Here is a 22,710-nt window from a genome sequence, read left to right as displayed (position 1 = left end):
TGGCGTGCAGCCCTCGGTGTGATGGGTGAGGCCCTAGCGCTTTCTCCTGTAGGGGTAGGCGTTAGGGTTCTCAGCCATTAAAGAGGTTCCTCAGAGCTTCCCGGATCTGATCGGCGAGGCCGTCCCTGAGTGCCCGGTGCGCCTCCAGCAGGAGGCGTCCTGTCGCGGCGACGGCGGCGACGATCTTCCACGGTTCCTTCGGATTCTCTCCAATGGTATTGCGCTTGTTACGCCGACCCATCTGTACCTGCCTCTTCTCGGAAGAACGGCCGTCCTCCTGGGGGGAGGTTCGGCCGGGATGGCCTTCGGCCGCCCTAGGTCCGGTCGAAGGCGGAGAAGACCCGACAGGTCTAACTGACTGTAGTACGTCGTAGCGCACCAAAGGTGGCACTTCGGGCTCTCTTCGAGAGAGGGGGATTACCGCGTGGCCAGTTGACTAGCGACTACTAGTGCTAATGGGGGGCGGAGGGCCCTCCCTATCGTTAAAAATGTCTATGGCGTAGCGATTGACCTCGAAGTTGAGGAACCGGCGGAGGGGGGTTTCCGCTTGGGAATGACTATGGTGAGTAGCCGCTTCGGTGTTTTCCGGCCGCCGGGAGCCCGCGGACGGCCGATGCCTGTGAGAGCGATCATGAAGTCCCGGCGCCGGTGGGCTGGTTGATCTTCCCGCCGCCTGTGATCCGGCTCGGCTGTTGTCCGTCGGGGTCGACGGTCACGCCGAACCGGGCCGGTCCGACTGGTCCCAGCTCACCCAGGGGAAGAAGGTGTCGGCGGCCTCGCCCCAGACGGCCGGTCGCCATGCTGGTGGACCTCGAACTCGTCCAGGCCCGACGCCAGGTCACCGCCGCTGCCCGGCGCGTGTCCGGCTCGAACACCCACAGCCGGTATACGGGCCGCTGTCGGACGGCCCTCGGCGCCGTCGCCGATGACCAGGCGCGGGTGATGACCGGCGGCGGCCGGGTTCTTGGCAGACCGACCACTCAGAACCTGAGTTTTGTCCGGTCGGCGTCCCAGAGCGGCCTGTTTCCGCCGTATTCCGGTGGCGTCCCTACTTCGGCGTGATCCGGCCCTTCCACCGCCTGGTGGCTCGCGCGGGCGTCAGGGGAGGGCGTCCTTCGCGATATGGGCGAAGGTGATCTCGCTCAACAGCGTCTCCTCGTGCTCCCGCAACGCGCTCCACACGTCGGCCAGGGGCCTGGCCACCCCGGGGTAGTCGGCGCGCGGGGACTGCTCGGGATTGCCCTCCACGACCATGATCACGTCGGCCAGGGTGATCTGCTCGGGGGGCCTGGCCAGCCAGTAACCCCCGTCGGGGCCGCGCTGGCTGTTGATGAGCCCGGCCCTGCGCAACTGCAGCAGGATGTTGTCCAGAAACCTCCTCGGGATGTTCTGCGCGACGGCGATCTTCTCTGCGGGGACGGGGCCCGGAGGCGCCGCGGCCAGTTCGGTGACCGCCCGCAGCGCGTACTGGGTTCTGGCGGAGAGCCGCATGTCGGTCAGCTACGCACCTGCTGCAGGCCCCAGCGGCGGCGCAGCGCGTTGTCGCCGGTCTCGAACAGCAGGTCGATGCCGACGCCGATCACCAGGATCACGATCATCGTGGCGAGCAGGCCCGCCGAGTCGGCGAGCTCGCGGTCGTAGTAGAGCCGCTCACCCAGCGAGGACTGGTGGGCGATGATGACCACCAGCTCACCGGCCATCAGCGAACGCCAGGCGAACGCCCAGCCCTGCTTGAGACCGGCCAGGAACGACGGCAGCGACGCGGGCAGGATCACGTACCGGTAGAGCTGCAGGCGCCGGAAGCCCAGCACGTGGCTGGCGCGTAGCAGGATCGGCGGGGTGTAGTCGACGCCGGTGATCAGGCCGTTGGCGATGGACGGCGCGGCACCGAGGATGACCACGAAGGTGATCGCGCTCTCGGTCAGTCCGAACAGCAGGATCGCCAGCGGGAACCACGCGATCGACGGCATGGTCTGCAGGCCGGTGATCAGCGAGCCGAAGGCCGCCCTGAGCACCTTGACCCGGGAGACCACGGCGCCGATGACCAGGCCGATGACCACGGAGATCGCGAAGCCGGTGACCGCGCGGCGCATCGTCACCGCGATGGCCTGCCAGTACTCGGGGTCGGTGAACCGCTCGCCCAGCTTGCCGAAGGTCTCGGCCGGGCCTGCGAAGACGTACTCGGGCCACCGGCCGCTCCACACGACGCCCTGCCAGATCGCCAGCACGATGGAGATCGCGAGCAGCATCGGCCAGACGCGGCCCCAGATCCGGGAGGTCAGTCCGCTGCTGGTGCCGCCACCCAGTTCGAGGGCGTCGAGCCCGGCGAGCTGCCTGGCGTGGACGTCGGAGGGCTGACCGGCGGCGGGTGCCTGGTCAACGGCCATGGCGCAGGACCTCCTGGCGCAGTCGGGCGGTGATGGTCGAGGCCAGCTCGGCCACCTCGGGAGAGTCGGTGAGGCGGGGCCGTTCGATGTCCACCTCGAACTCCTCGGCGACCTTGCCCGGCCTGCTGCTCAGCAGCACGACCCGGTCGCCGAGCCGTACGGCCTCGCGGACGTTGTGGGTGACGAACAGGACGCTGAGGCCGCGCTTCTGCCAGATCCGTTCGAGTTCGTCGTGGAGCAGGTCACGGGTCATCGCGTCCAGCGCGCCGAACGGCTCGTCCATCAGCAGCACGTCCGCCTCCTGGGCGAGCGCGCGGGCGAGGGAGACGCGCTGGCGCATGCCGCCGGACAGCTCGTGCGGGCGCTTGGCGCCGAATCCGCCCAGGTGGACGATGTCCAGGAACTCCGCGGCGCGGTCACGCCGTTCCCGCTTGGCCACTCCCTGCACCCGCAGCGCCATCTCGACGTTGGCGGCGACGGTGAGCCACGGGAACAGCGCGGGCTCCTGGAACATCATCGCGATCTTGCGTCCCCCGACGCTCAGCGTGCCGGCCGTCGGGCTGTCCAGCCCGGCGACCAGGGACAACAGGGTGCTCTTGCCGCAGCCTGAGGCGCCGAGCAGGCTGACGAACTCACCGGGCGCCACGGAGAGCGAGATGCTGTCGAGAGCCAGCAGCCCGTTCCTGCCCTGGCCGTAGATCTTGGAGACGCCGTCCAGCCGGACCGCGGGCTCGTCGCCCTCGGCCCGGCGGGCGGCCCGCTCCGTGAGCGGAGCTGTCACTGTGCCCTCCTGGGGGACTCGGATCGGGTGGTGGGGACTTACTTGTCGGCTACCTCGGACTGCCCCTGGGCCTTGAGGACCTCGTTGAGGGGCTTGAGGTCGTAGATGCCGGTCAGGTCGACGGGCTCAAGCAGGCCGATCTTGACCGCGTGGTCGGCGCTGGCGACCAGGGAGGAGGCGATCGGGTCGTTGGTGAAGGTGATGTTCTTGAAGGCGCTGTCGATGACCTCGGGCTTGAGCGCCTTGCCGCTCAGCTTCTCCAGCGCGGCGTTGACGGTCTTCGCGGCGTCGGCGGGGTCGGCGTTGATCGCGGCGTTGGCCTCGACGTGCCCTTCGAGGAGCTGCTTGACGACGTCGGGGTGCTGGGCGGCGAACTCCTGGCGGACGATCAGGTGGGTGATCACGAACTGCTTGTTCGGCCAGAGGTCGCGCTCGTCGATGAGGACCTTGCCCTTGCTCTCCTGGATCAGGCGGCTGGCGAAGGGCTCGGGGACCCAGGCGCCGTCGATGTCGCCGGTGGCGAAGGTCTGCAGGGTCTGCGAGTTCTCCTGCGGGACGATGTTGACGTCGCCGCCGCCCTTGGTGTCGGTCTTCAGGCCCTTCTCCTGCAGCCAGTAGCGCAGGGCGACGTCCTGGGTGTTGCCGAGCTGCGGGGTGGCGATCTTCTTGCCCTTGAGGTCGTCGACGCTGTTGATCTCAGGCTTGACGACCAGGAAGACGCCTCCGGAGGCCGCACCGGCGATGATCTTGATGGCCTTGCCCTTGGACTTGGCCCAGGCGTTGATGGCGGGGTTGGGGCCGATGTAGGTGGCGTCGATGGCGCCGGAGAAGACCGCCTCGATCGCGGCCGGGCCGGCGTTGAAGGTGGTGGTCGTGAGCTTGGTGCCGCCCAGGTGCTTGGCGAAGAAGCCCTTCTCGACGCCTACGAGCGCCGTTGAGTGAGTGATGTTCGGGAAGTATCCGAGCCGGACCTCCGCGAGCTTGCCTCCGCCACTGCTGGAGCCCCCGCTTCCAGACGTCCCTGTCGTTCCCGAGCTCCCGCAGGCCGCGGCCAAGGTCGTGAGCGCCAGTACGGCGAGTGCCGCCACCACCCCGCGTGCCCCGCGAGCTTTCATGACTACTCCCTAATTCCTACTTAATAAGTCGGTTAGGTGTATATAAGGGTTCGGCGGGGGTTTGTGTCAAGCCGATCACCTGAAGGGGTGGGCACTGTTACCGCTTCGTGTTCTTGTGTGTGGGTTCGGTGACGCTCTGTGGGGCCCATGGGGTGCATGTTCACCATTGGTGCTGATGAGGCTCCTGTGGCCTGGATATCCGGTTCCCTGAGCCCGAACGGGGTGGGTTCACCGCATCTGTGTCGCGTTCCCCGCGTTCGTTACACCGCCCGCCACGGAGAGTCCTGGAACGGGTTCCGGTACGGCAGGGCCCGGGCGGTCAGCCGCAGACGGCGTCGAGAGTGGCCGGGCCGTCGCCGGTGTGCCGCTGGGCGGTCCTCTTCGGTCCTGAGGCCGTGGTGGCCGAGGACTCCTCGGGCCGGGCGAGAATGGCGGCGATCTTGTGCTTGATCAGGCGGTAGTCGGGGTCGCCGGTGTCGATCAGCGGCGGGACGAACTGGAAGCTCCTGATCTTCGAATCCTTCACCTTCTCGGACAGCTCGATCAGGTTCGGCAGCAGCTCACGCGGGATGTCGGTCGAGACGGCGTGCGCGGTCGCGTCGGCCAGCCTCTCGAAGCTCCTGAGCACCGTCACCGGGTCCGCCTGCTTGGTGACGGCGTTCATCAGGCACTTCTGCCTGCCCATCCGGACGTAGTCGTCGCCGTAGGTGCGGGACCTGCCGAACCAGAGGGCCTCCTCGCCGGACAGCCTGCGGGTTCCGGCCGGGATCAGGCCCTCGTTCTGCCTGCCGTACACGATGGGGTCCTTGATGGTGACCTTCACCCCGCCCATCGCGTCGATGATCTTCGCGAAGCCGAACATGTCGACCATCGCGTAGTTGGTCACGTCGAGGCCGGTGAAGTCGCTGATCGTCTGCTTCAACAACGCCGGGCCGCGCCTGCCCGCGGGGACCCCGGGGACCATGTCGGGGTGCTCCTCGGCGTACTGGAAGACCTCGTTGAGCAGGCCGGGGGAGTACGGCGGCTCGCCCCCGAAGCCGAAGGGGAAGTGCTCGCGCGGCGGCCCCTCGGGCATCGGGACGTGCTCCAGGTTCCTGGGCAGGCCGAACAGCACGGTCGAACCGGTCCGGGTGTCGATGCTGGCCACGGTCATGCTGTCGGTGCGCACCCCGGTCCGGTTGGCCGCGGCGTCCGCCCCGATCAGCAGGATGTTGAGCCGTTCACGGCCCTTCCACGGATCGACCGGGATCGGGGTGGCGCTCTCGGTGAAGACCGAGGTCACGACCTCCTGGGAGATGTAGGCGAGCCGGGCCGCATAGGCCATGGGCGCGACCACCAGCGCGCACAGCCCCCCGACGGCCAGGGCCGACAGGTAACGGGCGGGGCCGGACAGCGTCTCCGGTCGCACCAGCCGGTAGGACCGGACGACCACGGCGACCGTGGCGACGGCGAACAGGATCGCGCCCAGCGTGAGGACCCACAGCCAGCCGGGCTGCACGATCAGGGAGAGGACCTCGGGCCTGCCCGTGACGAGGGCGGAGGCGACCGTCCCGACGACGGTCAGGTACGTCCCCATCAGCAGCGCGCCCGTCACACGCCTTCCGGTCCACAGATGCGCCAGGCCCCACAGCACGGCGGAGCCCAGGGTGAGAGCCAGACCCCGTCCGATTCCCGAGTGATCCCTGTTACCTGCCATCTGGTCGACATCTCCCGTCCCTCTGGCCCCCCGTGTCCGCAGGTTAGTGATGGTTTTCGAGTGAATGGCCTATGTACCCCCGCGACGCGCTGAGAAGCCTGAGTCAAGATTCGGTGCGCGCATTCCCGCTGGTTGCCGTGGTTTGCGGGTCTTCCAAATCGCGGTCAAAAACGGTTCCCCGCGGGATCTCCCGGGCGAGAAAGGGGATTCCCGGTTATGTGCGAAGGACGATCAGCGCGGTCCTCGTCGTGCTCGGCTGTGTCTGCGCGCCGCTCGCCCTCGTCGGCTTCTGGATGGCGGACCGGGCCGTCGGAACCGGACGCTACGTCGAGACGGTGGACCCGCTCGCCGAGAACTCCACGATCCAGGACGACGTCGCCGACCGGGTCACCGCCGCGATCGCCGAGCCGATGCGGGAACTGGACACCTCGGTGCCCGACCACACCGCCCGGATGGCGGTGGACAAGGTCGTCACGGGTGACCGGTTCCCCGGGATCTGGAGGTGGGCCAACCAGGTGGCGCACCGGCGCATGTCCGGCGACCCACAGGGCGGCAACCTCGTCCTCGACCTCACCCCCGTCTACGAGATGGCCAAGGGCGAACTGGAGCACGAGGGCGTCCCGGCAGCCACGCGCCTGCCCGCGCTGCACCCGGAGATCGAGCTGCTCTCCGCGACCGACCTGGTCAGGGTCGTGACGGTACGGGACGTCCTGGTCCCCTGGAGATGGGCGACGCTGAGTCTGTCGATCGTCCTGCTCGCGGTGGGCACGGCACTGGCCGGGGACAGGCTGTGCGCGCTGGTCGGCGTCGGGCTCGGGCTGGCCGGCGGCATGACGGTGCTGGCCGTACTGCTGGTCGTGGTCCGTGACACCGCCCTGTCCGACGTCACGGACGACGGCGCGCAGGGGCGGGTCTTCGTCACGGTCTTCGACGCGCTGACGAGGTCGTTGTGGACCGGGCTACGTGTGCTCTTCGCCGTCGGCCTGGTCGTCGCGGCCGTCGCGTTCGCCGTCAGGCACGTCCGGTCCTCACCAGGTGGCGGCGCCCGTCCACCGGGCGGCGGCTCCGGTTCACCAGGTGGCGGCGCCCGTGAAGGACGTGGCTGAGGGGCGGTAGCCGAGCCTGGTCCTGGCCGCGGTGATGTCCAGGGTCCGTTCGACGGCCAGGTGACCGACGGCGTATCGGGTGAGCCGTGGCGGACGCTGACGCCGCAGCATCCGGAACACCGCCTCGGCCATCGCGGCGGCGGGCTCGGCGAGCGCCAGGGGCAGATAGTACGGCTCGGCGTCGATGCCGAGCTCCGCGATGAGCTCCCGCAGCGCCTCGTCGAGGACCACGGGCTCGGCGTCGGTCACGTTGAAGACGCCGTACTTCACCGGACCCGCCGCCGCCCGTAAGCACGCCTGGACCAGGTTGCCGACCGAGGTCAGGCTGATCCGCTGGCGCCCGTCCCCGACGGCCAGGAGCCTGCGCCCCCGGACCGCTCCAAGAACGCGGGGCAGCAGCGTGGTGTCGCCCCTGCCGTAGATCGCGTGCGGCCGCAGGATCACCGCCGTGTCCAGTGCCCGTTCCGCGGCGGCCTTCGAGGCGCCGTAGGCGTTGGCGTACCGGCGGATCGGAGCCGCGTCCTCGGTGGCCATGACGGTCGGCTTGAACGGGTCGTAGACGCTGGCCGTACTCACGTGCACGAACCTGGCCTGGGGAAAGGCGGCGGCGGCGTTGCGGGTGCCGTCCACGTTGGCCGCCCAGATCGCCGGGGACGCGCCCCAGTCGGTGACGCTTCCCGCGCAGTGGATCACCGCGTCCACCTCGGGCAGCGGCGGACGGGCCCCCAGGAGGTCCCACGAGGTGTACGGCGCGCCGCCCACGTGCTCGGGATCGACGCGGGGGCGTCTGCCGAAGGCCCACACCTGCCAGCCCTCGTCCACGGCGCCCCGGCAGACCGCTCCGCCAACGAACCCGGAGGCCCCCGTGACCCCGATCCTCATCGGATCACCCCTTTCGGCAGTTGCTCAGGCGCGTTCACGGGCGGCGTTCACGGGCGGCGGGCCACCAGTTCGCGAAGGGCCGCGCGGTCGAGTTTGTCAGCACGACCCGAGCGGGGGAAGGCATCGATTGTCTCGATACGGGTGGGTATGGCGAGGGCGTCGACGATCTCGGGAAGCGCCTTCCTGAGCAGGGTCTCGTCGTACCCCTCGGCGGGGACGACGGCGAGCACGACCTCCTCGTCACCGGTCTCCGCGTCGGCGATCCCGACGACGGCCGCCTCGGCGACCCCCGGCAGCGCGGCGATCGCGGGTTCGTACAGGCCGGGGTAGATGTTCACCCCGTCCCGCAGGATCATGTCCTTCTTCCTGCCGAGCAGGACCAGCCTGCCGTCCTCGACACGGGCCAGGTCGCCGGTCGCGATCTCGGTGAGCGGCTCCTCCCCGAGGTAGCGCTGGGCCAGGTGCGGTCCGGAGACGAACAGCTCTCCGTCGTCGGCGATCCGCACGCCGACCCCGGGCAGCGGCGCGCCCAGGAGGTCGCCCCCCGAGTGGGCCAGCTTCTCCTCGGCCGAGGCGATCGCGATCGGCAGCGCCTCGGTCATCGCGTAGACCGAGAGCACCCGCGGCCCGGACTCGACGGCCCTGCGCAGCACGCCCGCGGGCGCGGGGGCCGCGCCGAGCAGCAGGTAGCGCAGGGTCTCCGGCAGCCTCGGCGTACGGCGCAGCAACCTGTCCAGGTGGACGGGGACGGCGAAGGTGTGGGTGGCCCTCCTGGCGGCGAGCTCCTCGGCGAGGTCGCCGCCCCCGGGGAGCGACCAGGTCGCCCCGGCGAGCAGCGCGGGCAGCCCCAGCATCAACTGGTCGGTGTGCACGACGTCGCCGGGGCCGAGGGGGAAGGCCTCACGGAACAGCTCAAGGCCGGCCGCCAGGGACCCCCGGGTGTGGACCACGCCCCGGGGACGCGCGGTCGTTCCCGAGGTGAAGATCACTGCCGCAGGCTGATCTGGTGAAATTTCGGATATGTCTGGCGCGGTAGCGCCGGACATATCCGGCTGGGGGGTTCGTGGAAGGTCACGGCCTTCTTCCCCCGCCCGGTTCTCCGCCTGTCCTCCGGTCAGCCGCTCGGAACGGCCTTCATGCTGTTCACCGGTCTGTTCGCCACCCGCTTCCCCGGGACGGCGGGACCCGGCCGTGCCGGGCTCGGCCTGGGAACCGGTTCCGGCCTTCACGGGCTCCACCCGGTCCTCGGGAACGGTCCCCCGTAGAACGCGTGACAGGCTCAGGGCGCCCCTGGGCACACCGGGCAGCCAGGGCCCCGTGTGCAGGTGTCGTACGGCGTGGCCGGGAAGCGGGTCGCGCAGGTTCGGCAGCAGCAGGCCCCGGCGGCGGGCCAGACTCCGCAGCGGCCCGCTCAGGGTGTAGAGGACGGACTCGGCGACCACCCACCCGGGGCGGGTCGCGGTCATCCGGGCGGCGAGCACGTCGGGGGCGAGCCCGGGGTCGGCCAGCACGAGCGTCCCGCCCGCCGCGACCGAGCCGAGCGCCAGCACCACGGCGTCGACGCCGGGCCGTACCGCGAACAGCACGCCCCGCCCCGGCGCGGTCCCGGTCATCGCGGCGCGCACGGCCTCGACCCTGCGGGCCAGCTCGCCGTAGGTGATCTCCCGCCCGCGCCCGTCGATGAGGGCGGTCCGGTACGGCTCCCGCCGGGCGGTCTCCAGGATCCCGGTGATGATGTCGTTCATGCCGCCTTGATCCACAGATGTTCGTAGGTGGGGATGAGGACCCCCCTGGCCGCGCGCCGCCGTACGACACGGACGTCGTGGGAGAGCAGGACCGAGGCCACCGCCCTGATCTCGGCCAGGGCGAGCGGGTAGCCGATGCAGAAGTGCGCCCCCGCGCCGAACCAGATCCGCCGCAGCTCCGGCGGATGTCTTCTGGACGGGTCGAAGGGGCCGTAGGAACGGGCGCAGTTGTGCGTCACGATCACCACCCGGTCGCCGGGCCGTACGGCCAGCCGCCCGACCCTGGCCGGTTCACCGACCGAGCGCAGCATCACCGGGGTCGGGGTGGTGACCCGCATGGCCTCGTCGATCACCCGGTCCAGGTCGTCCACCCGGGTGCCGTGGTCGTGCAGCAGCGCCACCAGCCGGGGGACGAAGGTCGCGACCGTCTCCGTCCCGGTCAGGAAGAACGCGCCCGCCGCCCCCCTCGCCTCGGCGGCCGACAGCTCCTGAGCCCGCATCCTGCCCATGACCGTGGACTCGTCCCCGGCCTCGTAGGCGGCCTGCGCGATGTCCCCGATCCGGTCGAGCACGCCTCTGGCGATCGCCACCTGCCGTTCGTTCAGCCGCCGGGAGCGCAGCGAGACCATCGAGACGACCCGCTCCCCCTCGGCGAACAGCTCCCTGGCCCTGGCCGCCGAGACCTCGCCGAGGCCGATCACCCGGCAGATCACCGCCCCGGCCATCGTCCGCATGACGTCGACCAGATCGACCGTCTCACCCCGTCCGAGCCGCGCGGACAGGTCGTCGAGCGGCTCCCGGAGCACGTCGGCGACCAGCGCCGAGACGTATCCGGGGGTGAACAGCGGCATCAGCTTCCTGCGCAGCGCCGCGTGCCCGGGGCCCTCCATGTTCAGCAGCACCGAGGGGCCGAGCACCGGCGTCCACAGCTCACCGGGGGAGCCGGGGCCGTCCTTGCGGAAACGCCCGTCGGTCAGCACGGCCCGCGCCGTGGCGGTGTCGTTGACCACCACCCCGAGACCGGGGACGCGGACCACGGGGCCCAGCCGGGCCAGCAGCCGCACCAGCGGATAGGCGAAGGGGTGGGCGGCCAGGTGGAGCCTGGTCTCGTGGTTCACCGGATGTCGACCACGTCGGGGCGGTAGCGGTGGTCGGCGTACCACGCCAGGGTCCCGGCCAGGCCGTAGGCGCGCAGGCGGCGCACCGAGCCGTAGACGACCACGTCGCGGCGGGAGCCGTACGCGGAGGTGATCCTGCGGACCTGGTTGACCAGGGCGCGGTCCTCGTGGACCTCCTCGATCGCGGTCCTGGGGAAGCCGCCCGCCCGCTCGTACAGCGATGCCGTGATGGCCATCGCGCAGCCCGGCATCATCACGTAGGGGCCGAGGTACTCCGGCGACCGGTTGCCCGGCCTGAAACGGCCGAACGTCGCGGCCACGTCGACCACGAACGGGATGAACCGCCGCTCCCAGAACTTCAGCGGGAACTCGTCGGTCCTGGGCAGCAGCCTGCCCCCGACCATTTCGAGCCCGTCGTCGAAGGCGCGCCTGACGCCGCGCACCCAGTCGGCGCGGGGCAGGCAGTCGGCGTCGGTCCTGGCGATGTGGGTGGCGCCGTTGGCGATGGCATGCCGTACCCCGGTGTCGGAGGCGGCGCCGGTGCCCTTCTGCCGTTCGGCGATCACCCGGACGCCGTGGCGTTCGACGATCTCGGCGGTTCCGTCGGTGCTGGCGTTGTCCACCACGACGAGCGTGAAGTCACGGTCGTCCTGCGCGTCGAGCGCCCTGAGCGTCGCCTCGATGCCCCGCGCCTCGTTGTAGGCCGGGACGACCACCCACAGGTTCATCGCGTCAGGTTCTTTCACATCTCCGCCAGCATCACGCCGGTGCTGATCCCGCCGCCCAGGCCGAGCAGCGCCACCATGTCCCCCGGCCGCCAGTCGCCCAGCGCGAGCTGCAACGGCAGGGTGGTCGAGGCGCAGTTGCCGTGCTCGGGGAGGCTGACCACGAGCCTGTCCCGGGGGATGCCGAGCGTGGCCGCCAGATGGTCCAGGTACGGCAGCGCGACCTGGTGCACCGCGACGAGGGCGAAGTCCTCCCAGCCCAGGCCGGTGCGTTTGAGCGCGTTGAGGAAGACGTCAGGACCGGCCAGCTCGAACGCCTCCTTCAGACGCCGCCCGTCACCGCGGAAGTAGGAGTACTCGGGGTCGCGCGGATGCGCGGAGCCGCCGCCGGGCAGCGTGCCGATCGCCCACGCGGTCGAGTCGGCGGTGAAGTCGCGGTAGAAGATGCCGCGCTCGTCGTCCGCGCTCAGCATCACGGCGCTCCCGGTGTCCGACAGCGTGTATCCGGCGAAGGACTCGGCGAACTGGGCGTGGTCGCGCACCCGCCAGCGGACCGCCCGCGAGGGGACCTCGCCCGAGCAGACCAGCACCCTGCGGTGCGCCCCGGTCAGGATCAGCGCCTCGGCCACCTGGATGCCGTTCAGCACGCTGTTGCAGGCGTTCTTGACGTCGAAGACCGGGCACGAGAGCCCGAGCTTGGCGGCCACGATGTGCGCGGTCGCGGGCTCGACCATGTCCTGCGAGGCGGAGGCGAAGATCAACAGATCGACGTCGGTGTGGTCGAGCCTCCTCACGGCCTCGACGGCCAGGTCGGAGGCCTGTTGGCCGTCCTCCGCGACGTGACGTGACCGGATGCCGGTCATCCGTTCGATGACACCTCGGTGGGGGACGTATCCCTCGATCCGTCGCTCGACCTCCGCGCTGGACATGGTCCGTGGCGGCAGATACGTCGCGACGCCCGTGATCCGGGCCTTCATGCTCCCCCTAGGTGGTGTCACCTCTTCCTCATATCGGGGCAATGTACCGAAAATATGGGTAATTGTCCTGGTCAGCTCGGGGCGGGGAGCCGCCGGCCGGGTGGGTGAGGGACGGACCGAAACCTTCAAGATCGTGGTGAGGGCGCCCGGCGGGGTGGGTTTCGGTCCCCTGGAAATCATGGATTCGGCTGGTAGAAATCCCTCCCGTGGTGGGTTGGGTGTTTTACGGAGTGATGTCTTGATTTATCGGAGTATGTGGTAGGGATTCTGTGATTTTCCCTGACTTCACAGGACGGTGGCAGACGTGCTCCATATTGCGGAGATCTTTACTTAAAAGTGGATGGAAAATAATCTTGTTGCCGTAGTCGCCGTATTCTGCCGACCGCGTTGGAGCCCTCCCCTCTCATGGCTCATCCATATCCCACGCCCTCGCCGTTGCCGACGGTCTCGGCGCCGCCTCGGCCGTCCACCGGTCAGCAGGCCGGGGAGTCCCCGGCGAAAGCCGCCGCTCCCGTGCCCATGCCGCATCCGGCCCCGGGCGTCAACGGGGAGTACTCCGGAATCGACCCCACCTCGATGGACGACTTCGAACGGGGACTCGGCAGGGCACAGGACACCCTCGGCAGGAACGAGCCCCGCATTCGCAGCGCCCTGCAGAAACTCGACCTGGACACCTCGGGCCTGAACGCCCTGCGCGAGATAGGGAGCTGGATCGAGACCAGCCGCCCCGACCTGCGGCGCCGCAGCGAGACGATCCGCGCCGAACGTACCGCCTGGGGAACCTCCTCCTCCCTCGACACGACCCCTTTCGGCCTGCCCACCTTCGACGAGAAGCTGTACGGCAAGGCCGCCCACGACCCCGACGTCTACGCCGCCACCCTCAAACTGACCGAGGCCGCGCAGAAGGGCGAGGCCGACGACAGGACCCTGGCGGAGCTGGAGAAACGCACCGGCGACAAGACATTCGCCCTCGGCTTGATGACCACCCTCGGCGCCACGGGGTTCCGCGAGCTGATGGCGAAGGCGGTGGAACAGGGCGACAGCAAGAAGGCGAAACGCCTGCAGGCCGCCCTCGGCAAGACCCTGGGAACGGCGAGCCCGAAGCTGAGCAACGCCTGGCGCGACGAACTCACGTCCAATCTCACTCCTGGGTGGCAAGAGCGGGAGTACCACGCGATCACGCTGGCTCTCAAGAACGGGACCTTCGCCGCCCCCTTTCTACTGGCGGTCGCGAAGAAGGTTGACGCCTGGGACCGTACGCCGTATCCGCCGGGTACGAATTCGAACGTCATGGTGCCGCTGATGGAAGCCCTCAGCCGTAACCCCGCAGTGGCCCAGGACTTCTTCGCGAGCGATCCGACCGCGCTCAAGCACTTCCTGACGGAGTGGAGCATGACTGACGGAGGCGAGGCACTGGGCAAGGCCCTGGAGGCTGCGACGCTCACCTTCCGCGACCACGACGGTTCCCCAGAACATCCGTCACGGGGCTACCTGTCGGCCAAACTCGCCTCGGAGTTCGTCCACCTGAGGGCTCAGCAGATCAAGTCCGGTGATTCCATAGAGGAATTCCTGAAGCCTGTCACAGTTGGCCGCATCCTCGCCGGATACATCAGCGACATCAACAGTGTCGCTCAGACGGGACGCGATGTCATTGTGGACGGGGTCCGGGACGCGGATAAACCCGGTACAGCCGGCCGTGAACCATGGGGGGCGCAGTTCGGTAAGAAAGAACTGCAAAGTGTGATGAGGGAGGCGTTTGCTGACCCCAAAGCGCTTGCTCCTGTTCTGGCTGCTCAAACGAGATTCACCGACTGGGTTCTCGACCACGATGCGATGAGGATCGCCAAAGGGCAGGGTGACGAAACTCTTCGAGCGAACGCCAAGCAGATCGGTGCGACCTTCGGAATGATCACTGATGCCGCAGGGCTGGCTAAAGTCGAGGAGGGGAAGGAGTTGGACGATAAACAGGCGCGGAATATGAAGCTGCTCACGGGAGCGGTGAATACCGCACTCGCGATTCCTCAGACGCCAGGATGGCCGATCGCGGCTGGAGTCGTCGGGGCGTGGACAGGGTTCATCGAAGACAGGGTCAAGGGGGATTCGGAGACCAGGGCGCGCGAAGACGCCAACACCGCAGTTGATCAGTCTCGGCGCCTCGTGCATGACCTCGCCGCTCGCGCGATGCTCAAACATGGCGTGTTCGGCTCGGCCAAGCCCGCTGCGGCCGCTCACCCGTGGGCATCGCTGGAGGGGCTCAAAAAAGGAGATGATCCTGTTGACAACCCTAACAACTTCCTTAAAAGTGACGGTCGAACACTTATGAGCATGGATGAGATGATTGATAAAAACGCCAAAAACAACACCGACAAATATCGGCGAGTCGAGGCTTATGATCGATGGTTGTACGAGGGACTGGCGGGGCGAAAGTGGCTGGACATAGAGGATCGCCTTGATCAAGGATTTTCCAATGGCTTTGCCCAGTACGGATCATGAAGCGGTCGTCGTTCGTCTTGGTGGCGGTGCTGATGTGCGCCCTGGTTTCCTCAACCGCCTGCCAGGTTTCCAGTAGGGAATTTGATCGTTCCCCGCTTCCGGAGGCCGCTGCGCCGCCATATCTGTGTGGGCATATTCCGCAGAGGGCGGTCGAGTTGATGACCGGCGTGAGTAATCCGCTGGTGCGTGGTCATTTTGACCTAAGTTATCCGAAAGATCTCGACGATGGAAGTTGTGCGATTTATCAGCGAGACGGTAATCAACTTGAGGTGCTGCAGATCGACCTTACGCCGGGAGGCTACACGGAGAGAATCGAGGAACAGCTGAAGGCGGGTGCCCTGCCCCTGCCGGAAATCGTTCCCGGAGCCATCGGCTACTACTTCAAACCTGCCGACGGTGAGGATGGGGAAGCGTACGCCATGCTTGTGCGTGGCAAGGCGGAGCTCAACATCCAGCTGGAAAGAGGCGTCGCAGGGCGTGACAACGCCGCTGATGTGCTGGCGTTGATGAAGTTGATCGCGCCGAGGCTCATCACCGATGCCGGTGCCCCGTCCGCGAGCGCGGGTCCGTCCTCCTCGAAAAGAAGCTCATGACCAGGTTGGTGCCCAATCCGCTTCATGCCGCGTTGGAGGACGCGCTGCGGACGATCGAACCGCTGGTCCAGGAGGTCGAGAGCGGTTTCGAGACGCCGTTTCAGGCGTTCCACTCCGGCGGAGTGTGGACGGGGCCGGCGGCGAAGCGTTTCGACGAGCAGCTCGTCGGTCACCGTACGCGCCTTCGGGGGTCGGCGGACAGGATCCTGGCTGATCTGCGGCAGACGCTGGCCCGCACGCCGCGCCAGGTGTCCGAGGAGGAGGCCACGGCGATCAGGAAACGGTACGGCCTGCCCTGACAACCGGGCGGAGGCCTCAGCGGCCGGAGACGTCGAACCTGGAAATGTCACGATCGAGGTCGGCCAGGTGGGCGAGGGGCGGACTGAAATCCTCAAGATCGTGATGGAGGCGGTTTCGGCCTTCAGGAAACCGGGGGACGCCCGGCGTGCGGTCCGCTGGGTCATGAGGTCCGGTGGTAGCGCCGGGGGAGGCCTGCGGCCGTACCCGCTCGTGTCGGCTCGTCGCTCCGCGGGTACCGATTTCACATGAACGCCGAATTTTGTGAACCGAAGACCGGTGGGCGAAGGGCGTTTCCACGCCACCGCCCGAGGGGCGAAAAGCACCCTCGGGCGGTGCGCCGGGTATAAACGTCAGCGGTTCACGGCGCAGGTGGCGAACGTGTCGTCAGGCGTCTTCGACGTCAGCAGTTGCGGATGGACCACACCGGTTCCCAGTTGTAGTCGTGTACGCCCGAATCCGGAGTGAACGAGTGCAGCACCTCACCCGCCTGCCCGTAGAAGTACGACGTGACGCCCCCGGTCTGGTTGTTCGTGTAGAAGCCCTCGCCCTTCCAGTAGGACAGGCTGTACCTGGCGCACGTGTACAGCCGGAACTGCCGCCACTTGTTGGTCACGGGGTTCCACGCCTCGGGGCAGAGATTGCCGCTCGGACAGGTGATGGTCGTCCCGGGGTCGTACTCCGCGTAGCCGGCGGAGGGTGAGACCGTCGGAGGGTTCGCCAGGAGGGCGGACGTGGCGGGAGGGGCAGCCGGGCGCCTGACCTGGCCGCCGGTCGCGCCCGCGGCCTCGGGGGCGTCCGGCGAGGCGACGGCCGCGCCGGTGGTGCTCACCGTCGTGCCGGTGGTGCTCGCGTCCGCCCCGGCGGGGGCGAGACCGGCCACCAGCACCGCCGCGGACAGAACGACTCCGATCCTTTTCATGATTGTCACTTGCGTGAATTCCCTTCTTGGAGGAGAGGGCCTTGCTGCGAGTGATCCGGGTCGGCACCGGCCTTCGGGACACATGGTCCGGCCTGAATCACCGACCAAAAGACAGATCTGGTCGGCAGGGCGACCAGTTCCGCAGGGAGAGCATAAGCAGACGTTCCACGGATGAACAAACTGATTATTTCTTCGCGCGAGAAAGCGGCTGGTCGTTATTGTGGCGGTGGGGTACTTTATTGTCTTTCCGGTGATTCCGGAAATGCTCGCCATGACAAGCCGTTTTCGCGGGGACGCTCCTGCCCGGCCGCCGGGGAAACCGGGAGGGCCCCGCCGCCCGGTGGGCCGGGCAACGACCGTAAACGTCAGGGCAGGGGTGCCGGGGCGGGGCATGAGGTGATCCTTTCGGGGTAGCCGGGGAGGCATGAGCGACGTTCAGACGGGGACGGTGACCACGAAGGTCCCCGCGAGGTTGGACCGGCTGCCCTGGTCACGGTGGCACTGGATGATCATCATCGGCCTCGGAACCGTCTGGATCCTCGACGGCCTCGAAGTGACGATCATCGGTAACCTCTCCGCCCAGCTCGCCAAGCCCGGCAGCGGCCTGGAGATCACCCAGACCCAGGTCGCCGGTACGGCCGCCGCCCTCTACGTGGCCGGAGCGTGTCTCGGGGCGCTGTTCTTCGGCTGGCTGACCGACAGGTTCGGCCGTAAGCGGCTGTTCATCATCACGATGGTCGTCTACCTGGTGGCCACCGCCGCGACCGCGTTCTCGTTCTCGGCGTGGTGGTTCTTCCTGTTCCGCTTCATGACCGGGTTCGGTATCGGCGGTGAGTACGCCGCGATCAACTCCGCCATCGACGAGCTGATCCCGAGCCGCCACCGGGGGCGCATCGACATCGTCATCAACGGCAGCTACTGGCTGGGGGCCGCGGGCGGCGCCCTGTTGACGGTCCCGCTGCTCAACGGTTTCGCGGTGAACATCGGCTGGCGTATCGCCTTCGGTCTCGGTGTCGTCCTCGGCCTGGGCATCCTGCTCGTCCGGCGGCACGTGCCGGAGAGCCCGCGATGGCTGTTCATCCACGGCCGGGACCGGGAGGCGGAGGAACTCGTCGACGGCATCGAGGCCCAGGTGGAGGAGGAGAAGGGGACGCGCCTCGACGAGCCTGAGCGGTCCATGACCATCCACCAGCGCACGTCCATCGGGTTCGGGCGGATCGCCCACACCATGGTGGCCCGCTACCCCAAGCGCACGATCCTGGGCTTCTCCCTGTTCATCGGGCAGGCCTTCCTCTACAACGCCATCACCTTCGGGTACGCGCAGATCCTGTCGACGTTCTTCAAGATCGACACGACCACCGGTTACTTCTTCGCGGTCATCGCGATCGGCAACTTCCTCGGTCCCCTGCTGCTGGGGCACCTGTTCGACACCGTCGGCCGTGTCCCGATGATCTCGGCGACCTACATCGGCTCCGGTGTGCTGCTGCTGGGTACGGCCTGGCTCTTCTCCCAGGGGGTGCTGACCGCGGTGACCCTGACCGCCTGCTGGTGCGTGGTGCTCTTCTTCGCCTCGGCGGGGGCGAGCGCGGCCTACCTGACCGTCAGCGAGATCTTCCCGATGGAGACCAGGGCGATGGCCATCGCGTTCTTCTACGCGATCGGCACCTTCGTCGGAGGCGTCGCCGGCCCGTTGGTCTTCGCCAACCTCGTGGGCAGCGGCCAGGTCGGGGACACGGCGCTGGCCTTCTGCATCGGCGCGGTCCTCATGATCGCCGCGGGTCTGGTCGAGGTGTTCCTCGGCGTCAAGGCGGAGGGCAGGGGGCTTGAGGACATCGCGGAGCCGTTGAGCGCCGCCACACCGACGTGACGGTGCAATTCGGACGAAGAACGTTCCATAATCCGGACCGGGGACTTGATATGATAGTGATTATCATTTGAGCATCTGTTCAGGAGTTCGCCCATGGATGTCGCCACCGCGCCCGACATACACCCCACCATGGAGCTCGACGAGGCCGAGGCGGGGGCGACGCGAGAGCGGATCGTCACCGCGGAGGAGGCCACCCAGCTCGCGGAGCTGTTCCGGCTGCTGGGAGACCCGACCCGGGCCCAGCTTCTCTACGCCCTGCTCGAAGCCGGTGAACTGTGCGTCTACGACCTCACCGAGACGGTCCAGGTCAGCGACACCGCCGTTTCACACGCCCTGAGACTGCTGCGGACCGCAGGCATCGTGGCCAGTCGCAGGGCGGGCAGGATGATCTACTACCGGCTCGCCGACGTCCATGTCCGAATGCTCCTCGACCTCAGCCGTGAGCACCTACGGCATGGCTGAGGCCGTTCGCCGTCGGCCTGAACGTGCGGCGGTAGGCCATCGGTGAGACCCCGACCGTGCTCTGCATGTGCTGCCGCAGTGAGGCGGCGGTGCCGAAACCGGCCTGGGCGGCCACGGCGTCCACGGCCAGGTCGCTGGTCTCCAGCAGGCGGCGGGCCAGTTCGAGCCGCTGCAGGACGAGCCACTGGCCGGGGCTGAGCCCGACCTCGTCGCGGAAGCGGCGGGTGAACGTACGGCGGCTCATCCTGGCGTGGGTGGCGAGGTCGACGAGAGACAGGGGCAGGTGCAGGCGTTCCAGCGCCCACGCCCTGGTCGTGGCGGTCGTCGCCGCGGCCTCCTCGGGCACCGGGCGCTCGATGAACTGGGCCTGGCCGCCGTCACGCCACGGCGGGACGACACAACTCCTGGCCACCCGGTTGGCCACCTCGCTGCCGTGGTCACGACGGACGATGTGCAGGCACAGATCGACCCCGGCGGCGACGCCCGCTGAGGTCAGCACGTCCCCGTCGTCGACGAACAACACGTCCGGGTCCAGATTCACCTGGGGAAACAGTTTCTGGAACCGTTCGGTCCAGCTCCAGTGCGTGGTCGCGGGCCGTCCGTCGAGCAGTCCGGCGGCGGCGAGCACGTAGGCGGCGGTGCAGATCGAGACGAGCCTGGTGCCCGGCCTGATCAGGGCGAGCGCGTCGGCCAGGGGAGGCGGCAGCACCCCCTCCACGGCGATCGGGCCGAGCCGGTGGGTCGCCGGGATCACCACGGTGTCGGCGGTGGCCAGCACCTCGGCCCCGTGGTCCACGGAGATCGAGAAGTCGGCGTCCGTCTCGGCGGGGCCACCGTCCAGGGTGCAGGTGAGCACCTCGTAGAGGTGTTCTCCCGCGGCGTTCCTGGCCATGCCGAAGACCCGGGACGGGATGCCGAGCTCGAAGGGGATGACACCGTCCAGGGCGAGTACCACGACTCTGTGCATGACCCGATCCTTACACACAAATGATTCGGGCCACCATGACTGGGTGATTCTTTGCGTTTCGTCACCTCGCCCCTCCGGACAGTGGGGGTACTTATCGCCATGTGATCAAGTTTTTGGCGGGGACGGTGGCTCTGTCCTTCGGCGCACTGGGTTTCGCGGCTTCGACGCCCGGCGGCTCGTTGCGCCCCGGCGACTTCGCCACGCCCGTGAAACGGCTGCAGCAGGAACTGCTGAGGCTGGGGTTCGCGCCGGGACTGGTCAACGGCTACTACGGCTCGGAGACCCAGGCCGCCGTCTGGGCCTTCCAGAAGTCACAGGGGCTTGTGCCGCGTGACAGGGTCGGCAGGCGGACCTGGCGCGCCCTGGCCCACCCGCGCGTCCCGGCGCCGCTGGTGCCCGGCGGTGAGCCGCGGCGGGTGGAGATCGACCTGGAACGTCAGCTCCTCACCGTCTACCGGGGCCGTCACCGGGCACTCGTCTCCCACGTCTCCCCCGGCGCCGGACCCGCCTTCTGCCGGAACGGCCTCAGCTCGGCGGAGGAGGCCCCGACGGGGGACTTCCAGGTCGCCGAACGCCTTCCGCGTTCCGGGGTCGATCCGCTGGCCCCGATCTACGAGACGTTCTCCTTCGCGGCCTCCGGACCGAACAGCGGCGGGCCCGGGCCGAGCGGCGGACCTGGGGCAGGGCCGAGCGGTGGCAGGCTCAAAGCCGGGGCGGACGGTGACAGGCCCGAGGTCAGGCCGAGCGGTGGCGGGTCCGAGGTCAGGCCGGTGCACCGGATGGGGGAGGTCCCCCTCCCGGACGGAACGCCTCGTCCCCGGCCGACGGTCCGGCGGTCCTACCCGATCAACACGGTCGCGCCGGTCAGGCCGGCCCCCACGGTCAAGCCCGTCTACCCGATGGCCACGGTCAAGCCGATCCGCCCGGTCCCCACCGCCGGGCCGTTCCATCTGCGGCCCCCCGCCGAGCCTCCCGTCGGGCCCCCTGTCGGACCGATCGACATCGGGCCGATCAGCCGGGCCCCCGCCGTACGGTCCGTCCCGCCCGAGGTCCGGGCGCAGGCGAGCCCGGAGCCCGCCGCGTCCGCGGTCCGCGGGTGCGTCCGGGTTCCCACGCACGTCGCCGAGCGGCTCTTCGGCCTGGTCGAGCCGGGTGACCCGGTGTACGTCCGCCACGGTTGAGAGCCGTCACGGCGTCGCCAGGGACAGGGGGAGTTTGAGGACGAGCCTGGCGCCCTGACCGTTCGTGCTGGTGGCCGCGTACAGGACGCCCTGGTGCGCCGAGGCGATGTCCCTGGCGATGGGCAGGCCGAGACCGGTCCCCCCGGCGTCGCGGCTGCGGGCCGAGTCCAGGCGGGCGAACCGCTGGAAGATCCGTTCGCGTTCCTCGGGCGGGATGCCGTGTCCGTCGTCGGCGATCTCGATGACGGCGTCCCCGTCCTGGCGCGCGACGTGGACGTCGACCTTGTTGGCTGCGTGACGGTCGGCGTTGGCGAGGAGGTTGGTCAGCAGGCGCGTCAGCTGGAGCCTGTCGCCCCTGACGACCACGTCCGGGGCGAGGTGCGTGCGGATCTCGTGCCGGGAGGGGCGGCGCCGTACCTCACCGGCGACCAGTTCGCCGAGGTCGATGGATTCGGGGTCGCCGGTGACCCCGGCGTCGAGATGGGCGAGCAGGAGGAGGTCGTTCACGATCGCCTGGAGGCGTTCGGCGTCGTTGAGCGCCGACCGTATCGTCTGGGAGTGGTCCTCGAACTCCGGGTCGGACAGGGCGAGTTCGAGCTTGGTGCGCAGTCCCGTCAGCGGGGTGCGCAGTTCGTGCGAGGCGTCGGAGACGAAGCGGCGCTGGCGTTCGGCGGCCTGGTCGAGCCGTTCGAGGGTGGTGTTGATGGTCCGGGTGAGCGCGCAGAACTCGGTCTCGTCGTCGCCGACGGTCAACCGGCGGCCGAGGTCGGAGGCGCTGATCGAGGCCATCTCCTCGCGCATCTCGTCGACCGGTTCCAGGGTCCGTCCGACGGCCCGCCAGGTGCCCCAGCCGAGCAGCGCCAGGAGCACGAGGGACAGACCGGCGAGCCCGAACTCCAGGGTGTGGCCCGTGACCAGCGCGGACTCGGGCGTCGCCGCGTAGACCATGACGCCCCCGGCGGGGGCGTTCGTGTCCAGCAGGCCCACGACGACGAAGCACGTCCTTTCGCCCGCCCGGGTGGCGCACGACCTGGTCTCCACCCGGTTGTCGTTGTCCGGAGGCCAGGCCCGGGTGATGGGGGGACGGCCCCTCATCGCCAGACTGGCCGCGAGCACCCGGCCGTCACGGGCGATGACCTGCAGGCGCCTGACCTGCTGCGTCGGCAGGATGTCGTCGTTCACCCTGCGGTTGACCTCGTACGCCTGCCGGGCGGCCTGCGAGACGAGTTGCACGGCCCGGTCGGAGAGCCAGGCGCGTATGGCGAGCGACGTCGCGGCCGAGCCGATCCCCAGGATCACCGCGAAGATCATGACCGTGGTGAGCGTCGCCCGGGCCCGGATCGAGCGAGGCCTTCGCCATGAAGCCACGCTTCCCCCCAAAAGATCCTCTTCTCCT

The 22,710-nt window shown here is 68.7% G+C and carries 21 protein-coding genes; 7 read left to right on the top strand and 14 right to left on the bottom strand.

The features are described 5' to 3' along the window. Positions 1–70: 70 nt before the first annotated feature. From ABZ470_RS30220 to ABZ470_RS30195, 6 genes are all read right to left on the bottom strand, one after another. Positions 71–241, bottom strand: coding sequence for a hypothetical protein (locus ABZ470_RS30220; protein ID WP_352015068.1), 171 nt, complete (start codon positions 239–241; stop codon positions 71–73). 857 nt (positions 242–1,098) lie between these two features. Continuing rightward, positions 1,099–1,491 carry an Rrf2 family transcriptional regulator gene (locus tag ABZ470_RS30215; protein ID WP_352015067.1) on the bottom strand — a complete coding sequence of 131 codons (393 nt, stop codon included), beginning with the start codon at positions 1,489–1,491 and terminating at the stop codon, positions 1,099–1,101. 5 nt (positions 1,492–1,496) lie between these two features. Then, positions 1,497–2,387, bottom strand: a complete 891-nt coding sequence (locus ABZ470_RS30210; RefSeq protein WP_362915695.1) for an ABC transporter permease — start codon at positions 2,385–2,387, stop codon at positions 1,497–1,499. Next, positions 2,377–3,168 (bottom strand): ABC transporter ATP-binding protein, encoded by a 792-nt coding sequence (locus ABZ470_RS30205; protein ID WP_362779524.1) that lies wholly within the window; start codon positions 3,166–3,168, stop codon positions 2,377–2,379. The genes ABZ470_RS30210 and ABZ470_RS30205 overlap by 11 nt, the downstream gene beginning before the upstream one ends. 38 nt (positions 3,169–3,206) lie before the next feature. Continuing rightward, positions 3,207–4,283, bottom strand: a complete 1,077-nt coding sequence (locus tag ABZ470_RS30200) for an ABC transporter substrate-binding protein (protein ID WP_352015064.1) — start codon at positions 4,281–4,283, stop codon at positions 3,207–3,209. Positions 4,284–4,602: 319 nt separating this feature from the next. Next, entirely contained in the window at positions 4,603–5,979 is a 1,377-nt protein-coding gene (locus tag ABZ470_RS30195; protein ID WP_362915692.1) for an LCP family protein, read from the bottom strand. Positions 5,980–6,197: 218 nt separating this feature from the next. Here ABZ470_RS30195 and ABZ470_RS30190 point away from each other — a divergent pair, with 218 nt between their 5' ends. Next, positions 6,198–7,085 carry a hypothetical protein gene (locus tag ABZ470_RS30190; protein WP_362915690.1) on the top strand — a complete coding sequence of 296 codons (888 nt, stop codon included), beginning with the start codon at positions 6,198–6,200 and terminating at the stop codon, positions 7,083–7,085. On the opposite strand, the gene ABZ470_RS30185 is transcribed toward ABZ470_RS30190, so the two are convergent. From ABZ470_RS30185 to ABZ470_RS30165, 5 genes are read right to left on the bottom strand one after another with little or no spacing between them, the layout of a single operon-like run. Next, positions 7,050–7,967 (bottom strand): NAD(P)-dependent oxidoreductase, encoded by a 918-nt coding sequence (locus ABZ470_RS30185; RefSeq protein ID WP_352015061.1) that lies wholly within the window; start codon positions 7,965–7,967, stop codon positions 7,050–7,052. The two genes, ABZ470_RS30190 and ABZ470_RS30185, sit on opposite strands and share 36 nt — an antisense overlap. Positions 7,968–8,014: 47 nt before the next feature. Beyond that, complete coding sequence (locus ABZ470_RS30180; protein WP_362915688.1) at positions 8,015–9,712, bottom strand: class I adenylate-forming enzyme family protein; 1,698 nt, start codon at positions 9,710–9,712, stop codon at positions 8,015–8,017. Further along, complete coding sequence (locus ABZ470_RS30175; RefSeq protein WP_362915686.1) at positions 9,709–10,830, bottom strand: cytochrome P450; 1,122 nt, start codon at positions 10,828–10,830, stop codon at positions 9,709–9,711. Before ABZ470_RS30175 ends, ABZ470_RS30180 begins: the two co-directional genes overlap by 4 nt. Next, positions 10,827–11,558 (bottom strand): glycosyltransferase, encoded by a 732-nt coding sequence (locus ABZ470_RS30170; RefSeq protein ID WP_362915684.1) that lies wholly within the window; start codon positions 11,556–11,558, stop codon positions 10,827–10,829. Before ABZ470_RS30170 ends, ABZ470_RS30175 begins: the two co-directional genes overlap by 4 nt. A 14-nt stretch (positions 11,559–11,572) precedes the next feature. Beyond that, positions 11,573–12,532 (bottom strand): ketoacyl-ACP synthase III, encoded by a 960-nt coding sequence (locus ABZ470_RS30165; RefSeq protein ID WP_352015057.1) that lies wholly within the window; start codon positions 12,530–12,532, stop codon positions 11,573–11,575. Positions 12,533–13,108: 576 nt separating this feature from the next. Between ABZ470_RS30165 and ABZ470_RS30160 the strand changes: the two genes are divergently transcribed. From ABZ470_RS30160 to ABZ470_RS30150, 3 genes are read left to right on the top strand one after another with little or no spacing between them, the layout of a single operon-like run. Then, on the top strand, positions 13,109–15,025 hold the full coding sequence (locus tag ABZ470_RS30160) for a DUF6571 family protein (protein WP_362915682.1): 1,917 nt from the start codon (positions 13,109–13,111) through the stop codon (positions 15,023–15,025). Then, on the top strand, positions 15,022–15,618 hold the full coding sequence (locus tag ABZ470_RS30155; RefSeq protein ID WP_362915680.1) for a hypothetical protein: 597 nt from the start codon (positions 15,022–15,024) through the stop codon (positions 15,616–15,618). Before ABZ470_RS30160 ends, ABZ470_RS30155 begins: the two co-directional genes overlap by 4 nt. Next, positions 15,615–15,917, top strand: coding sequence for a hypothetical protein (locus ABZ470_RS30150; RefSeq protein WP_362915678.1), 303 nt, complete (start codon positions 15,615–15,617; stop codon positions 15,915–15,917). Before ABZ470_RS30155 ends, ABZ470_RS30150 begins: the two co-directional genes overlap by 4 nt. A 401-nt stretch (positions 15,918–16,318) precedes the next feature. Here ABZ470_RS30150 and ABZ470_RS30145 read toward each other — a convergent pair whose 3' ends face one another. After that, entirely contained in the window at positions 16,319–16,837 is a 519-nt protein-coding gene (locus ABZ470_RS30145; protein WP_362915676.1) for a hypothetical protein, read from the bottom strand. Positions 16,838–17,261: 424 nt separating this feature from the next. Here ABZ470_RS30145 and ABZ470_RS30140 point away from each other — a divergent pair, with 424 nt between their 5' ends. Both ABZ470_RS30140 and ABZ470_RS30135 read left to right on the top strand, forming a co-directional pair. Then, complete coding sequence (locus ABZ470_RS30140; RefSeq protein ID WP_352015052.1) at positions 17,262–18,704, top strand: MFS transporter; 1,443 nt, start codon at positions 17,262–17,264, stop codon at positions 18,702–18,704. Between the two features lie 93 nt (positions 18,705–18,797). Further along, positions 18,798–19,166 carry a metalloregulator ArsR/SmtB family transcription factor gene (locus tag ABZ470_RS30135; protein WP_352015051.1) on the top strand — a complete coding sequence of 123 codons (369 nt, stop codon included), beginning with the start codon at positions 18,798–18,800 and terminating at the stop codon, positions 19,164–19,166. On the opposite strand, the gene ABZ470_RS30130 is transcribed toward ABZ470_RS30135, so the two are convergent. Next, positions 19,138–20,133, bottom strand: a complete 996-nt coding sequence (locus tag ABZ470_RS30130; RefSeq protein ID WP_362915674.1) for a helix-turn-helix domain-containing protein — start codon at positions 20,131–20,133, stop codon at positions 19,138–19,140. The genes ABZ470_RS30135 and ABZ470_RS30130 overlap by 29 nt on opposite strands. 101 nt (positions 20,134–20,234) lie before the next feature. On the opposite strand from ABZ470_RS30130, the gene ABZ470_RS30125 reads away from it, so the two are divergent. Then, positions 20,235–21,314 carry a peptidoglycan-binding protein gene (locus ABZ470_RS30125; protein ID WP_362915672.1) on the top strand — a complete coding sequence of 360 codons (1,080 nt, stop codon included), beginning with the start codon at positions 20,235–20,237 and terminating at the stop codon, positions 21,312–21,314. 6 nt (positions 21,315–21,320) lie between these two features. Here ABZ470_RS30125 and ABZ470_RS30120 read toward each other — a convergent pair whose 3' ends face one another. Then, complete coding sequence (locus ABZ470_RS30120) at positions 21,321–22,682, bottom strand: HAMP domain-containing sensor histidine kinase (protein WP_362915670.1); 1,362 nt, start codon at positions 22,680–22,682, stop codon at positions 21,321–21,323. Positions 22,683–22,710: the final 28 nt, after the last annotated feature.

Origin of the sequence: Streptosporangium sp. NPDC020072 (genome assembly GCF_040631445.1) — a bacterium.
Lineage (GTDB): Bacteria > Actinomycetota > Actinomycetes > Streptosporangiales > Streptosporangiaceae > Streptosporangium.
Note: the sequence above shows the minus strand (reverse complement) of the source record. Positions and strands in the feature narration are given on the sequence as shown.

What these genes read in the sequence shown, in the direction of transcription:
- ABZ470_RS30185 (WP_352015061.1), bottom strand. Translation starts at nt 7,967, where the DNA reads ATGAGGATCGGGGTCACGGGGGCCTCCGGGTTCGTTGGCGGAGCGGTC.
- ABZ470_RS30195 (WP_362915692.1), bottom strand. Translation starts at nt 5,979, where the DNA reads ATGGCAGGTAACAGGGATCACTCGGGAATCGGACGGGGTCTGGCTCTC.
- ABZ470_RS30215 (WP_352015067.1), bottom strand. Translation starts at nt 1,491, where the DNA reads ATGCGGCTCTCCGCCAGAACCCAGTACGCGCTGCGGGCGGTCACCGAA.
- ABZ470_RS30180 (WP_362915688.1), bottom strand. Translation starts at nt 9,712, where the DNA reads ATGAACGACATCATCACCGGGATCCTGGAGACCGCCCGGCGGGAGCCG.
- ABZ470_RS30165 (WP_352015057.1), bottom strand. Translation starts at nt 12,532, where the DNA reads ATGAAGGCCCGGATCACGGGCGTCGCGACGTATCTGCCGCCACGGACC.
- ABZ470_RS30145 (WP_362915676.1), bottom strand. Translation starts at nt 16,837, where the DNA reads ATGAAAAGGATCGGAGTCGTTCTGTCCGCGGCGGTGCTGGTGGCCGGT.
- ABZ470_RS30200 (WP_352015064.1), bottom strand. Translation starts at nt 4,283, where the DNA reads ATGAAAGCTCGCGGGGCACGCGGGGTGGTGGCGGCACTCGCCGTACTG.
- ABZ470_RS30220 (WP_352015068.1), bottom strand. Translation starts at nt 241, where the DNA reads ATGGGTCGGCGTAACAAGCGCAATACCATTGGAGAGAATCCGAAGGAA.
- ABZ470_RS30155 (WP_362915680.1), top strand. Translation starts at nt 15,022, where the DNA reads ATGAAGCGGTCGTCGTTCGTCTTGGTGGCGGTGCTGATGTGCGCCCTG.
- ABZ470_RS30140 (WP_352015052.1), top strand. Translation starts at nt 17,262, where the DNA reads ATGAGCGACGTTCAGACGGGGACGGTGACCACGAAGGTCCCCGCGAGG.
- ABZ470_RS30170 (WP_362915684.1), bottom strand. Translation starts at nt 11,558, where the DNA reads ATGAACCTGTGGGTGGTCGTCCCGGCCTACAACGAGGCGCGGGGCATC.
- ABZ470_RS30130 (WP_362915674.1), bottom strand. Translation starts at nt 20,133, where the DNA reads ATGCACAGAGTCGTGGTACTCGCCCTGGACGGTGTCATCCCCTTCGAG.
- ABZ470_RS30135 (WP_352015051.1), top strand. Translation starts at nt 18,798, where the DNA reads ATGGATGTCGCCACCGCGCCCGACATACACCCCACCATGGAGCTCGAC.
- ABZ470_RS30160 (WP_362915682.1), top strand. Translation starts at nt 13,109, where the DNA reads ATGGACGACTTCGAACGGGGACTCGGCAGGGCACAGGACACCCTCGGC.
- ABZ470_RS30150 (WP_362915678.1), top strand. Translation starts at nt 15,615, where the DNA reads ATGACCAGGTTGGTGCCCAATCCGCTTCATGCCGCGTTGGAGGACGCG.
- ABZ470_RS30210 (WP_362915695.1), bottom strand. Translation starts at nt 2,387, where the DNA reads ATGGCCGTTGACCAGGCACCCGCCGCCGGTCAGCCCTCCGACGTCCAC.